Below are 13996 nucleotides of genomic sequence, written 5' to 3' on the forward strand. Positions count from 1 at the left end.
CAAACGGGAACGATTTTATTCATGGGTTCCATTCGAGAACCCAAGTAGAAACCAGAACTATCAATGTAGCTTGCTGAGTAAATCTTTGAACCCGTTTTAACGGGTTTAAGCTTTAAGCCAGAACTTTAGTTCTCGGCTCAAGGCTCGTACCATTCAAATTAGAGTTGTTATTTTTGGATAAATTAGAATAGGGAAATACTCGAAAGCGTAATCAGGACGAGGAAATAACAATGGGAACAGCAACTCTTATCCCAGACAAGTTCTCACTGGACGACTTTATGGTCAATCCGCCTGAGAAAATGGAGTGGGTAAATGGTCAACTGGTGGAAAAAAACGGTATGACACTCAGACATGGCAAAATTCAATTGAGGCTAGGTCGTTACTGGGACGATTACAAAAACTCCAGTGGACAAGGTGGAGAGGTTTATACTGATGTGCCTTGTCGCACCAATAAACAGGGACGTTCTCCTGATGTGGCATATTTGACCCCGGAACTGGTAGCGCAGTTTGGCAATGTAGCTACATTGCCTCAGAGTTTTCCCTTGTGTGCTGAGATTGTTTCGCCAACAGATATAGCCGAGACGGTGTTGCTCAAAGCCCAGGAGTATTTAGAGTCGGGGGGTGAAGAAGTGTGGCTGGTGTTTCCGGAGAGTCGCTGGGTGATGGTGATGACGGAAAATCAGGGGTTGATGTTTACATCGGGTCAACAGGTGAGTACCCAGAAAGCCTTACAGGGTTTTACCGTATCTGTGGATGAGTTGTTGGCGTAAGCTGCATCCTTTCCCATCCCCTCATGTTTCTCTATACACTATAGAAGTAGGCAGTTTGCCAGCGTCACTCGTATCTTAGAAAAGAGTTCTTGCGTACTTAAAGGAGCATCAGTTATTATGGCGGACTTGGGAAATCTGTTTCAAAAAGCGTTTTATCTGGGCGTTGGTTTAGCCTCGTATGCTAGTGAGAAAGCTGGGGGAACAATCGGGGAACTGCGAACTCAAGCTCAAAAACTGGCGGATGAACTGGTTGCTCGTGGTGAAATGACCACTGAAGAAGCTCGCAAGATGGTTGATGATATGGTGCAACAAGCTCAACAGCAGCAGCAATCGGCTCAACCTCCGCAACCCGACAAGACGGGAACTGAACCCCGCCGGATTGAAATTATTTCTGACGACGAGGAGCAAACCTCTAGCGAAGAGCAGAATATTGACGCTATGCGCCAACAGGTTCAGGCGATGCAAGAGGAACTACGTCGGCTCAAGCGGGAATAAGTGGCTCACAGGTGTAGATAGCTTCCGAATCAGGAGACGCTATGTACAGAAGTGCCATGGTGCTATGGTGAGCAGGAGAAGCAAGAGAATCACCGAGTAAACGGCGTCTACTACGGGAAAAGGTGTAAATTTAATGTACGACAACTTAATATAACGTGCTTGACTGTTGTAGTCAGCACAAAGGATTCGACTCAATCCCTCATAATTAGCTATGGTTGTACTATCATGGATGAAACTGAGAACCCCTGCGTTTTAACCAGGGTATGAAAGTTTGGCTCAGGTTTTAACCTGACGTTTTAGGGTGTTATTTTTGGCTAAATGATATACAATAGAAAGCAATAAAGGAGGTGATTAAACTGTATCGAACTATCCCGATTAAAGCTAAGTTTACGGATGAAGAAAAAGCGTACTGGATAGATCAATGTCAAAATGCCAATAGTCTAATTAATTGTGCAATTTATCACACCAGGCAGAGTCATTATCAGTGGAGGGAAAAACAGCCCAACGCTCTGGCTTTTTATTGGCTCGGCGATGAGTTTCGGTGTGGCTGGAAGCTTTACAGGTGTCGCACGACTTACCCAGAGCTAGACAGGCAGCTCAAGCTTAACCCACATTATAAGGCGCTAGCCGCTCAATCTGCACAGCAAACGCTGAAGTCTGTAGGGGAATCAATTAAGAGTTATAACAGCTTGGTTGACGCCTATTATCAGGGAAATGTTAATCGTCCATCATTGCCTAAGTACAGAAAAAAAGGTGGCTTGGCGGCGGTAACTTTCCCTAGGCAGGCTTTAACTTACAAAGACGGATGTTTTCGCCCATCCATTAGTAAAGAATCCAAGCCTGAATTAATCACTCAGATTGAGTTACCATTGCCGGAGTTCATTGATTCAGATTGGGTAAAGGAAGTGGCGATTCGCCCTTATCTTGGTGAACTTTGGATTGACTGGGTAATAGATGATGGAAAGAAACTCATTAAGTTTAATCCAAATCTGGATTACTCTCAAGCCTGGGGGTTTGACCACGGTGGCACCAATTGGTTAACCGGAGTATCAACTCAAGGGAAAAGTCTAATTGTTGATGGGCGCAAGCTTAAGTCAATGAATCAGGGGTATTGCCGCTTGGTTACTAAGTATAAGCATGGCAAGTCCGAATTTTACTGGGATACCAATTTAGACCGAGTGCAATGCAAGCGAAATAAGAAGGTGCGAGATGCCATTAACAAAGCGGCACGATTCATCGTTAACCGATGCTTGGCTGACGGGATCGGTAATCTGGTTATTGGCTGGAATGAGGGACAAAAAATCAGTCCCCAGATGGGTAAACGGGGGAACCAAAACTTCATGCCCATTCCCACGGGGAGGTTAATTGAACGCCTCAAGCAGCTTGCAGGAGAATATGGGATTGTATTGACCTTGACCGAGGAAGCTTATACAAGTCAAGCATCATTCTTGGATGGTGATTCATTACCGAAATACGGTGAAAAACCCGAAGGATGGACACCATCAGGTACAAGAGTGAAACGCGGGTTGTATAGAACATCTGACGGTCAGCTAATTAATGCTGACTGCAACGGTGCAGCCAACATAATCAGAAAAGTAGCCACACAGCTAGGGGTAAACCTAGCCAAGGTGGGTAGAGGCAGTTTGGCACTGCCAAAACGATATGACCTGTTTACTAATTTGAAACGATCATATCGTGAGAAATGTGAAGCGACAGTCTTTCAAGCTGTCGCTTCACATCAGCTCAGAATCCTCTCTCTTTTAAGGAGAGGAGATGTCAACCTAAACAAACACCCCCTTAGCCATGACCTTGACCTCTAGCTAAGTGAGGATTTGCCCAACTCGGAGTTTTTTCTATCCGTTTCCCTATGGATGAGTGGTCTAAAAGTTTTTTGGAATCCCTGGAATCATTGGTAGATGTAGTCGATGAGGTTGTCGTGGAAGTCGCGGACATCATCGAAGACTTTGCTGAAGAATGGCAAAATACCATTGGTGCCGAAATAGATAAATGCTTAGAGGATATCTTTGAACCCATTATTGAGATTTATTTAGAGTATGACGAGATAGATATGACGACTGATTCGGACATGGGTTTTACCTATCCCGGAGATCCTACGCCGGAACGACATCCTGCTTGTATCGGTTGTCGTCATTACCATGGTCAAGTCTATGGCGGAAATTTATTAGTCTGTGGAATGCATCCCTATGGTTGGGATGGTGAGAATTGCCCAGACTGGGAATCGAATCCTTCAAGCTATGATGACTTTAACCCGTTTTAGCTGTTCCGGTGATGGGTTTCCCTTGTCTGACCTCTCAGGGAAACGTAGGTCGTTGTACTAGATTATGGGGACAAAAATAATCCTTTTCGCTGCTTATGACTCATCTACCCACTCAGAACTCTGCTGTCTCAGATGCACAACCGATGAAATATGGTGAACGTGCCATTGCTGAAGGACAGCTAATCACGTTCCCTAACCCTCGAATTAGGCGTCGTTACCACATCGATATCACGTTGCCAGAGTTTACCTGTAAATGCCCATTTTCTGGTTATCCTGACTTTGCCACCATTCATATCCGCTACATTCCCAATGAGCGGGTGGTAGAACTCAAAGCGATTAAACTGTATATCAATAGTTTCCGCGATCGCTATATTTCTCACGAAGAATCCGTTAATCAGATTTTGGATGACTTTGTAGAAGCCTGTGATCCTTTAGAGGTAACGATAAAAGGCGATTTTTCCCCACGAGGGAATGTACACACCGTCATCGAAGTTCAACACCAGAACAGAAAGAAGAGACTCAGGAGAAGCAGAAAAAGCAGAAGAAGAAGGGGAAGAATTAGATCCTTAACTTCTTGAATAAGATAAAAGCATCAATTTCGATTTTCTGGATTTGTTGGTTCTCCGGATAACTCCGGTGACGCTGAAGGCGGGGGAACCAACTCCGGAGTCAGTGGCGAAGCGGGTGGAGAGGGTGAGGCGGGTGAGACATTGGATGGAGATACCGGAGATTCAGAGGGCGTGCGAAATGCCCACCAAATCGCTAGGATAACAGCTAGAATAGCCGCGATCGCACTTAAGGCGGCTCCTATCTTGATTAAGGTGTATCGAGTCTGAGGTTGAGTCTGATCATCATTATGAATCATGAGTTTAGGATTTGAGTCTCTTTCTACCCAAATTAAACCGAGCAACTCAACTGACGAAACTATCTACAGATCTATATTATCGAGATATAGAAATTCCAGCGTCGTTTTTCAATCCTATGGTTTCTGCTGGTAATCCTGGCGATTCAAGATGCAAGGGATTTACCATCTTCGGTGTCAGGGTTGACGCTAAAACTTGGGCGGTAACTTGAGCAACATCCTGTTGAACACAATAGATGAGTCGTTCGCGCAGATCAGGCATAACCGCTAATGCTCTTGTCCAATCGGGAATCTGAGCGCCTACTGGATCATTAAAATACTGCTCACCTGCATGCGAAATAACCTGTTCAAAACATTCGATCGCGATTTCTTCTTGGTGGCGATCATAGGACAAATCATTGAAGCGAGCATCGATAAAATACTTACGAGTGAAGCTTTGAGCTTCCCGGCGGAATTTGACGCGCAGCGCATGGATATGCTCCCTGGTAATCACCACCTGTTCAGTTTCGGTTAAGGTTCGCAGGATGGAACGGAAAATATCGCGACACATTTTTTGCAACCCCGAATTCACATCTTCACCTAATGGTTGATGTTTGTGGTCAAAAATACCTAAATCAACTTGAGCAATGCGTTTGGATGGCATACTGCGATAGACTTCGGCAAGTAAGCCAATTTCTAAACCCCAATTTGACGGAATGCGCGTGTGTAGGGCTAAATCGCTAGTCAAAGCAAATTCACCAGCTAGAGGGTAACGATAAGCACTCAGGTAGCGTAAGTAGTTCTTTTCACCGAACACCTCCTTTAACACATTAAGTAACGGCGCAATAAACAAACGCACCACTCGCCCATGAAAACTCTGGGGATAATTGCCTAAACGGGTATAGTAGGCTTTATTAAAGTCAATGCCGAATTCCTTATCTAGCAGGGGATACAGCAGTTTCAGTGGATAGGAGCAGTCATAGGTAATAATATCAGCATCATGGAGTGCGATCGCATCAGCACTCAGAGAGGCGACGCCTAAGCCTAACCAAACCGCTAACCCCTTACCCTTATACTTCAGTAAATCCAACCCCCTCTCCTGCACATCGGCTAGAAGCTGAGTAACTCGTGGACCATTTTCCCAAATAATTAGCGTAGTTTGCGGTAGGGTTTGAAAAAATTGTAAGGTTTTGGCATAATCAGTCACCGTTGGCGCATTCACACAAACGATAACCGTCTTGACAAACTCACAAGTAGCCAGATGATCGCGAATTTTAGTTAACGCGGGTCGTTTGAGTTCCTCGTAAAGCGCTGGAATTAAAACCGCCGTGGGCGATTCTTCACTTAAGCGGGTCAATCGGGTTACAAGAGCATCCAGATTACAGCCAAAGTCATGAATCGTTGTGATTAATTCTTGCTTATAGTCCATCAGACTGATGACACCTCTGCACAACCGTTTGATTATTCAATTAATCTGAAAATTATGCTGTGATAATCTATACAAATTGGAAACAGGGAACAGGGTTCGTAGGTTCGTAGTAGGCACTTTAGTGCCATAAACCTGAGGGAGTGACAAGGAACTTGAAGGTACTACTGAGTGTCGGGTGTCGGGAAAAATTGAACTTTACTCAGTCTGATATCCTCCCGACAAACTATTTCCCAATGATCTGTTTGAACGTTATGTCACCGTCAAACCAACTGGTCAACTCGTTTGAGTCACGCATCAAGCCGCTACTAGAAGTCATCTATCCAGAGACTGATATCGAGCAACTAGCGGCTCACTTATTGCAGTTGCTGCACCCCCACTATTGCGATTCAGGAGCGAAAAATCCCGATAAGTGGAATGAACAGCAGATACTACTGATTACCTATGGCGACAGTATCTATCGTCAGGGTGATCAAAAACCCTTGGTGACACTGAAACAGTTTCTCGAACACTATCTTCAGGATACAATAACTGGCGTTCATATTTTACCCGTTTGTCCCTACAGTTCCGATGATGGATTTGCCATCATTGATTATCTGCAAGTTAATCCAGAATTGGGTTCCTGGGAAGATATTCAAACCATTGCCCAACCCTTTGATTTGATGCTGGATTTAGTCCTGAACCATGTTTCTAGTCAAAGTGCCTGGTTTGAACAGTTTAAACAGGGACTTAAACCGGGGTGTAATTATTTTATTGAAATTGACCCAACGACTGATTTATCGCAAGTAGTGCGTCCCCGGAGTAGCCCTTTATTAGTCAAATTGGATACCGTAAACGGCGAAAAGCATGTATGGGCGACGTTTAGCGACGACCAAATTGATGTCAATTTTGCCAATCCAGATCTGTTGGTAGAGTATGTTGAAATTCTGTTATTTTATGTTGTCAATATTGGCGCTAAATATATTCGACTGGATGCCGTGGGATATTTGTGGAAGCGCATCGGGTCATCCTGCATTCATTTACCCGAAACTCACGCCCTGATCCGACTACTGCGAGAACTGTTACAACTCGTTGATCCAGCGGTGGTAATTATTACGGAAACCAATGTGCCGAACCGAGAAAATTTGAGTTATTTTGGCAATGGAAATGAAGCGCATATTATTTACAATTTTAGTTTGCCGCCGCTGTTGCTGAATGCTTTACTTCAGGGAAAATCCGATCATCTAAAAACCTGGATGATGAGTATGCCCCCTGCACCGATGGGTTGTGCCTATTTGAATTTTACCGCATCTCATGATGGCATCGGTTTGCGTCCGGCGGAGGGCTTGCTGTCGGATGACGAATATGAGACGTTACTCCAATGTGTTACTCAATTTGGCGGAGAAATTAGCTATCGCCGTCAACCCGATGGGACGGAAACTCCTTATGAAATTAATATTGCTTTATTTGATGCCCTTAAGGGAACCATAAAGGGGGAAGATCAATGGCAAATTAATCGTTTTATCTGCTCACAAACCATTATGATGTCCTTAGAAGGAATTCCCGCATTTTACATTCACAGTTTGCTAGGGACAGGTAGCGATCGCGCCCTGATGCAGCAGACGGGTAGAAAACGCTCAATTAACCGCCACCGTTGGGATATAGCGGAACTGGAGGAGCAGTTAAAACAGGTAAACTCACCTCACGCGATCGTGTTTCGGGAACTGTCTCGATTGATTCAAATTCGTCGCCGTCAGCAGGCATTTAATCCCAATGCAACGCAATATACACTACATCCCTTAAATCAGGCACTGTTGGTATTTTGGCGACAGAGTATGAAGCGAGATCAGAGTATTTTCTCGATCCATAATTTGAGCGATAAGCCCCAAACATTACCGTTATTGGAATTAAATTTAATTGCCACGGATGAGTGGTGTGACTTGATTAGTGGAAAAATTATTCCCGATATCCATAATACGTTTACGCTACAGCCTTACCAATCAGCGTGGATTACCAATACGTTTGGCAGCGATAGTTAATTGAGAATCGAAGGCATAAGTGAGGTACTCCAGATCCCCGACTTTAGAATTGTCTCCACCTACTTACCACACACCCTCATCATTTTGGTATATAGAGCCGAGGTTTAAATTTCATCCCGACGATAGATATAATTTTGCCTGCCAATCGGTAATCTTTGTACATTCCCAAAGAGAAGAGTTGAGGGCAAAGTATTGTTATGTCTCAAGCAAGTAATAAAAGTACATGGATCGACAAATTGGCTAGATTGGGGTATACCGCCAAAGGGATTGTGTATGCAACTGTCGGCTTATTAGCAGTACAAACCGCATTAGGCAACGGTGGGAAAACCACAGATACCAAAGGTGCTTTAGGCACAATTGCAGCCCAGCCCTTTGGTCAGTTCATGTTAGCAGTAGTCGCCTTGGGTCTGATTGGATACGTAGTTTGGCGTTTTGTCCAAGCGATTCAAGACCCTGACCATACAGGCAAAAGTAATGATGCTGACGATATTGTCAGACGTATTGGTTACGGAATTAGTGGTTTGATTTATGCCAGTTTAGGATTCACTGCGATTCAAATCATTGTGAGTGCGACTCAGAGTGCTAGCGATGGAAGTAAAAAGCAAACGTGGACAGCCCGCCTGCTTGCCCAACCCTTTGGTCAGTGGTTAGTGGGTATAATTGGGGCAATTATTATTGGTTATGGCTTTTACCAATTTTATAAAGCTTACAAAGCTAAATTCCGCAAAAAGCTGAAGTTGTACGAGATGAGTGATACTGAGGAAACTTGGGCAACTCGTGCGGGCAGACTGGGTTTAGCTGCGCGGGGTTTAGTCTTTGTGATGATTGGTTTCTTTGCTATTCAGGCAGGTCGCCAGTATGATTCTAGCGAAGTCAGAGGACTCGATGGGGCGTTAGAAACACTGACTCGACAACCTTATGGAGCTTGGTTATTGGGAATTGTTGCCATTGGTTTAATTGCCTACGGAATTCACATGTTTGTTATGGCAGAATATCGGCGGATTCGGGCGTAAACTCAATAGTATTTTAGAGTTAAGATTGTCGAAGTCATCGATGAAAATATTTTCAGGTAAGATATTTGCTAAGTAGGTTGGTGTAAATAAACTCAACCCTATTTAGTTATGTTAACAAGCCTCAAACCCTTACAAATGGCAAATGACGAATGACGATGCCCACCGTTAACTTTAATTGTCCCCACCTACTTATCTGTGATTGCTTGTTTTTTTAGAGAACCATTGTCATGTACTTGATTGTCTTAGGCGCAGGACCGGAGGGGGCTAGCTTAATTGAGTTAGCCCTTAAAGATGGTCATGAGGTTGCCCTGATTGAAGAGGATGTAGAACGAGCCAGAAAGGTTCTCAAAAGCCACGATATTAATGTATTTCAAGGGGATATTGCCAAGGGTAATCTCCTGGAAGAAGCCAGCGCTGATCGGGCTGATGCCCTGATCGCCGCAACGAGTGATGATTCAGCTAATCTGATGGCGATGTTTCTGGGCAAAGAGTATGAAATTAAGACGCTGATTAGCATGGTCAATCAATCCAATCATCAGTCTCTTTTTGAACGTTTGGGAGTACAGGTTCTCACTAATCCAGAAATGATTATTGCCAAGTCTCTCTATGGGATGATGGAAGATTCTGACAATGAATAAAAGTTAAACCATGAGCAATTTTCTAACTGATTGGTTAGACCGAATAGGTTAAATCATTACAATTGAATTCTCACTCGGCAAGTCAAAACTCGGTCTGGGCGGGTTTAGTTGCATTTAGGTACAGCCATAAACGATAATAGTGAAACCCGCCCCTACAGACGCTTCAAAAGCATGTCTCTACACCCAAAAACTAGTTCCCTCACACGAAGCCATGTGTCAAAACTCAGACCTCATTTTTTTAAGTTATCGTGAATCGACATATTAAAACAATCCTGCGTGACCTGGGTTTATTTCTGTATGTTCCAGGCGCCATGGCATTAGTGTCTATACCTATCGCCATTTTGTTGGGTGAATATTATGCAATATTGCCCTTCTTCGGGACAGCATTAGCGTCATTAGCGGCAGGACAAGGACTTTATCGTCTGTTTCGCCATGCAGAAGCCTCACGTCTACCTCATGCGTTGGTGGCTGTTGCCCTCAGTTGGGGGCTAATTCCCTTTTTTGGTGCGATCCCATTGGTCTTAATTGCGTCTCATTTAGCCAATGTTACTCTTCCTTCCATGACTATGCTTAATTTTCAGGAACCTTGGAATGCTTTATTTGAAGCGTTTTCCGGGTTTACGAGTACAGGACTAAGCATGGCGCTGCGATCGAGTGATTTGCCGCGTAGTATCCAGTGGTGGCGTTCCTTTATGGAATGGATTGGTGGCGTGGGTGTGATTGTGTTGATGGTTTCAGTCTTAGAACCCAGTACTGATGCTTATCAACTTTACTATGCTGAAGGACGCCAGAAGCGAATTGGTTTAACGATTACAGAAACAGTACGTCAAATTTGGTGGATTTATCTTCTATACACGGTGGTAAGTGTCGTCTGGTTGCGCTTAGTCGGAATGCCATGGTGGGATGCGCTGAATCATGGCATGACAGGAATTTCTACGGGGGGATTTGCCATAACTGATAATAGTATTGGTTCCTATAGTCCCCAAATCCAGTTAGCCGTCATCCCGATTATGATTGCGGGGGCGATTAGTTTTCCCATTCACTATCAATTGCTTCGTCAGCGAAAGCTATCAGCATTATGGCAGGATACTCAACATCGGGCGCTGTGGATATTGCTAGCTGGGGGTGTCGTGATCCTGGTTCTCGAAGACTATTGGTTTAGAGGTCAAATTCGGTGGATTGATAGTATATTCCAGTGGGCTTCAGCCTTCGGAACTTGTGGTTTTAGTACGACAAACTTGCGATTGTGGAGTCCCACCACTAAACTCTTATTAACCTTTGGCATGATTTGCGGTGGGGCTTCCGGTTCTACAGTGGGTGGGTTGAAACTGACTCGTGTCGTATCCCTGTTCAAAGGGATTCTGTGGCGCTTTCAACGCATTACTCTAAAACCCCATCAGATGATGCGCTATAAACTAGATGGCAAAGTCATTAAGGAAAATGAAGCGAATCGTCGGATTGAGTCGGCGGCTGTTCTGGCAATACTTTGGGTCAGTTCAATTGCCCTTGGTGTTGTGGTTTTACTCCATATCGTCACACCCCAATATAATTTAAGTGACATTATCTTTGAAGCCGCCTCTGCCCTGGGAAGTGTCGGTTTGTCTACAGGCATTACCCATCCTAATTTACCGTGGCTAGGTAAGTTGACGTTGATTTTATTCATGTGGATGGGACGCTTGGAGATTATTCCCGTACTGCTTTTGCTATCTTGGCCCCTAGGTGGCGTAGGCAAGATGATTGGCAGGAAAATCCGTCGGATGTAACCAGACTTACGCAAGTATACAATCGTAGGGGCAATTCGTAAATTGCCCCTACAGGTAGCTTTATGTAGCTTTATATGGAAATTTAAACAGACAGATCAGTCAATTTTTTTCTTGACATCCTCTTTTACATTTTCCACCGAATGTCGTACTTGAGCTTCAGTCTGTTTAGCTTTACCTTCTGCCTTGTCTTCTGGATCGCCCGTAATTTCTCCGATAGCTTCCTGGGCTTTCCCTTCAATATTCTTAGCTGTGGCTTTCATTCGATCTTCAGTACTCATAGTGATATATTTAATTAACTTCTACACCATAAATTATATCGAATCCGGTATACTTATACGTCTAGCGGAAGACGTACTCCTTTAGAAATAGGCATTATTATAGATAGCGATAGTTTAGGCTAGCTATTATAATAAAATAAACCACAAGCTTAACCCTAAGCAGTGGCATTATTTTTTTACATTGCCCTAGCCTAATCAAAACTCTTAAGACAGTAATTAATAGTCATGACTCGTTCAGCGTGCCTGATTTTTAATCCTGTTGCGGGTCAAAGTGACCCCGACAAAGATTTAAATAAAATCGTTAATATTTTGGAGCCAGAAATTGAACTCGATGTTCAATGCACCACGCCAGACAAGGATGCGGCTCAACTGACGAAAACTGCCGTTGAGCGAGGTATTCAGACTATCATTGCGTCTGGAGGAGATGGGACGCTGTCGGCGGCGGCTGGCGCACTGGTGGAAACAGGTATTCCTTTGGGTATTATTCCCCGGGGAACGGCTAACGCTATTGCCTCCGCTTTGGGAATTCATGACACGATTAAAGCAGCGTGTCAAACGATTTTAGACGGAAAAACTAAGAAAATTGATGTGGGTCGATGTAATGGCAAGCCGATGGTACTGCTAGCCGGAATTGGCTTTGAAGCTAAAACCGTTGAAGAGGCAGATCGAGAGCTAAAAAATAATTTTGGTATGCTGGCTTATGTCGTATCAGGACTACAAAATCTCAGTGAGTTGGAGTCCTTTGAGGCAAAGATTGAGACAGACGAGAATACCTTTACAATTGCAGCCGGGGCAGTAACGGTAGCTAATGCCGCACCGCCGACATCTATTTTGGCTCAAGGACCGGCTGGTATTGTTTATGATGATGGACTTCTGGATTTAACCGTCGTCACTCCCAAAGATCAAACCAATGTAATTGCCGCCTCTTATGAACTTCTACAATCGGCGATTTTGGGGGAAAGTGCAGAACATGAGGATATTAAATATATCAGAACTCGCTATGTTAAAGTGACCACGCAACCTGCCCAGAAAATTGTCTTGGATGGAGAAATTATTGGCGAAACTCCAATTAAGGTGGACTGTATTCCTGGAGGCTTAACGGTTTTCGTGCCAATGCAGCCAGACTAACTACTAACTAGGGGCTGCTGAATAAGATGTTGTGGTGAGGGGGAGCGGGGGAAGCTGGGGAAGCTGGGGGAGCTGGGGGAGCAAGGGTACATTTTTCCTGAGCAAGGTAATGTCATATATTTAAAGAATACTACCCCATTTCCTTGAATCAAACCCTCTGTCAATAAGGCTCAAAGTATTGATGGGCTTTGCGGTTTTGGCTTTGTGCAGCAAGCCCTAACTAAAAAAGAGACGTGCCGTGGCACGTCTCTACAAAGGGGCGGTATTAAGCGTATTTTTCTTCATGTTTGACAATAACCCAAACCGCGTGAATGGAACCCGGAAGCAAACCCAGTAAAGTTAACAAAATGTTAATTAAAAAGGCTGAACTAATTCCTGTGGTCAGAAAAACGCCCACAGGTGGGAGCAGGATTCCCAAAACTATTCGGAGTAATTTCATAAGGATTAATAAATTCAGTTTGTCGGTTACTCTATAAAGATTAACGGCTAAACTCGGTTGTTAACCTCCATCTGGAGAATGATTTTGTCGTAATTATGGCGTGGGCAAGGTGAATCAACTCCTTTGTATCACTTGGGTAGGTTGGGTTGAACGACATGAAACCCAACAGACTAAAGCTAGCTTGTGTGGAGTCCGTCCCTCGACCCAACCTACCTCAATTTATCCAGCTAATCTAACAGGTGGCAAAATCTATCTCTGTAGAGATGACAATCAGACCCATAGAGATGGATAGTAAGAGTAATATCGTTTTTTCAGATATTTGAACATTACAAGTGAGGAAAAATTTATGAAGGCATTCTTTTTTACCTTGTTAGCTACAGCCTTGAGCTTATTGGTTGTTGATCTAATTGTGCCAGGTGTTGACCTAGCCACGTTTATAGCGGCTTTATTAGGGGCTGCATCCATTGGCGTGGTGAACTCATTTATCAAGCCAATTCTGTCTGTGCTATCTCTCCCATTGAATATCGTGACACTCGGATTATTTTCTTTGGTGGTCAATGGATTGTGTTTTTGGTTAGCTGCTGTAGCTGTACCTGGATTTGCCGTTCAGGGCTTACCCGCGTTTATTTTGGGTCCGATTGTCCTATCTCTGGTTAATACCTTCTTGAGTAACTACTTTGCTCAACGAGAACCTGAACTTGAGATGGAATAAGGACAGCGCTGTATTGCTGGAAATCGCTAGGATTGTCAGAGTACCTCTTTGAGAGGATGATAGGTTAGCGCTATATTTAAGGGCAATACGGTTGTGATAGAATGACTCATCCCCCTTGATCTCAAGCTTTGAGTATAAATACACAGAGGTTGACTCACGTCTACAAGCGTGAAAACTAGGATTCGGTTAAGCGAACT

Annotated in this window: 15 protein-coding genes; 11 read left to right on the forward strand and 4 right to left on the reverse strand. The window is 44.0% G+C overall.

The features are described 5' to 3' along the window. Positions 1 to 230: 230 nt before the first annotated feature. From RIC07_RS09860 to queF, 5 genes are all read left to right on the forward strand, one after another. Complete coding sequence (locus RIC07_RS09860) at positions 231 to 770, forward strand: Uma2 family endonuclease (protein ID WP_446394363.1); 540 nt, start codon at positions 231 to 233, stop codon at positions 768 to 770. Positions 771 to 887: 117 nt separating this feature from the next. After that, a complete protein-coding gene (locus RIC07_RS09865; protein ID WP_446394364.1) occupies positions 888 to 1265 on the forward strand; it encodes a phasin family protein in 378 nt (125 codons plus the stop codon). A gap of 356 nt (positions 1266 to 1621) precedes the next feature. Then, a complete protein-coding gene (locus tag RIC07_RS09870; protein ID WP_446384131.1) occupies positions 1622 to 3085 on the forward strand; it encodes an RNA-guided endonuclease InsQ/TnpB family protein in 1464 nt (487 codons plus the stop codon). A gap of 47 nt (positions 3086 to 3132) precedes the next feature. After that, a complete protein-coding gene (locus RIC07_RS09875; RefSeq protein ID WP_446394365.1) occupies positions 3133 to 3543 on the forward strand; it encodes a hypothetical protein in 411 nt (136 codons plus the stop codon). A 95-nt stretch (positions 3544 to 3638) separates the two neighbouring features. After that, positions 3639 to 4121, forward strand: a complete 483-nt coding sequence (queF, locus tag RIC07_RS09880; protein ID WP_446394366.1) for a preQ(1) synthase — start codon at positions 3639 to 3641, stop codon at positions 4119 to 4121. 14 nt (positions 4122 to 4135) lie between these two features. Here the strand turns inward: queF and RIC07_RS09885 are convergent, their stop codons facing one another. Beyond that, the gene (locus RIC07_RS09885; protein ID WP_446394367.1) at positions 4136 to 4408 is read right to left on the reverse strand and encodes a hypothetical protein; all 273 of its coding nucleotides are present in this window, start codon (positions 4406 to 4408) and stop codon (positions 4136 to 4138) included. A 76-nt stretch (positions 4409 to 4484) separates the two neighbouring features. Then, positions 4485 to 5813: a glucosyl-3-phosphoglycerate synthase gene (locus tag RIC07_RS09890; protein ID WP_446394368.1), complete on the reverse strand. Its 1329-nt coding sequence runs from the start codon at positions 5811 to 5813 to the stop codon at positions 4485 to 4487. Between the two features lie 251 nt (positions 5814 to 6064). Between RIC07_RS09890 and RIC07_RS09895 the strand changes: the two genes are divergently transcribed. The 4 genes from RIC07_RS09895 (at position 6065) to RIC07_RS09910 (ending at position 11242) form a co-directional block, all read left to right on the forward strand. Then, the gene (locus tag RIC07_RS09895; RefSeq protein WP_446394369.1) at positions 6065 to 7828 is read left to right on the forward strand and encodes an alpha-amylase family glycosyl hydrolase; all 1764 of its coding nucleotides are present in this window, start codon (positions 6065 to 6067) and stop codon (positions 7826 to 7828) included. Positions 7829 to 8025: 197 nt separating this feature from the next. Then, on the forward strand, positions 8026 to 8841 hold the full coding sequence (locus RIC07_RS09900; RefSeq protein ID WP_446394370.1) for a DUF1206 domain-containing protein: 816 nt from the start codon (positions 8026 to 8028) through the stop codon (positions 8839 to 8841). Positions 8842 to 9068: 227 nt separating this feature from the next. Then, positions 9069 to 9479: a potassium channel family protein gene (locus tag RIC07_RS09905; protein ID WP_446343144.1), complete on the forward strand. Its 411-nt coding sequence runs from the start codon at positions 9069 to 9071 to the stop codon at positions 9477 to 9479. A gap of 311 nt (positions 9480 to 9790) precedes the next feature. Beyond that, positions 9791 to 11242, forward strand: coding sequence for a TrkH family potassium uptake protein (locus tag RIC07_RS09910; RefSeq protein ID WP_446343142.1), 1452 nt, complete (start codon positions 9791 to 9793; stop codon positions 11240 to 11242). A 95-nt stretch (positions 11243 to 11337) separates the two neighbouring features. Here RIC07_RS09910 and RIC07_RS09915 read toward each other — a convergent pair whose 3' ends face one another. Next, the gene (locus tag RIC07_RS09915; protein ID WP_446343140.1) at positions 11338 to 11520 is read right to left on the reverse strand and encodes a CsbD family protein; all 183 of its coding nucleotides are present in this window, start codon (positions 11518 to 11520) and stop codon (positions 11338 to 11340) included. A gap of 225 nt (positions 11521 to 11745) precedes the next feature. On the opposite strand from RIC07_RS09915, the gene RIC07_RS09920 reads away from it, so the two are divergent. Continuing rightward, on the forward strand, positions 11746 to 12648 hold the full coding sequence (locus RIC07_RS09920; protein ID WP_446394371.1) for a YegS/Rv2252/BmrU family lipid kinase: 903 nt from the start codon (positions 11746 to 11748) through the stop codon (positions 12646 to 12648). 265 nt (positions 12649 to 12913) lie between these two features. Here the strand turns inward: RIC07_RS09920 and RIC07_RS09925 are convergent, their stop codons facing one another. After that, the gene (locus RIC07_RS09925; protein WP_446343136.1) at positions 12914 to 13087 is read right to left on the reverse strand and encodes a YqaE/Pmp3 family membrane protein; all 174 of its coding nucleotides are present in this window, start codon (positions 13085 to 13087) and stop codon (positions 12914 to 12916) included. Positions 13088 to 13433: 346 nt separating this feature from the next. On the opposite strand from RIC07_RS09925, the gene RIC07_RS09930 reads away from it, so the two are divergent. Continuing rightward, on the forward strand, positions 13434 to 13799 hold the full coding sequence (locus RIC07_RS09930; protein ID WP_446343134.1) for a phage holin family protein: 366 nt from the start codon (positions 13434 to 13436) through the stop codon (positions 13797 to 13799). Positions 13800 to 13996: the final 197 nt, after the last annotated feature.

This window comes from Coleofasciculus sp. E1-EBD-02 (assembly GCF_040218245.1).
Classification (GTDB): domain Bacteria; phylum Cyanobacteriota; class Cyanobacteriia; order Cyanobacteriales; family Coleofasciculaceae; genus Coleofasciculus.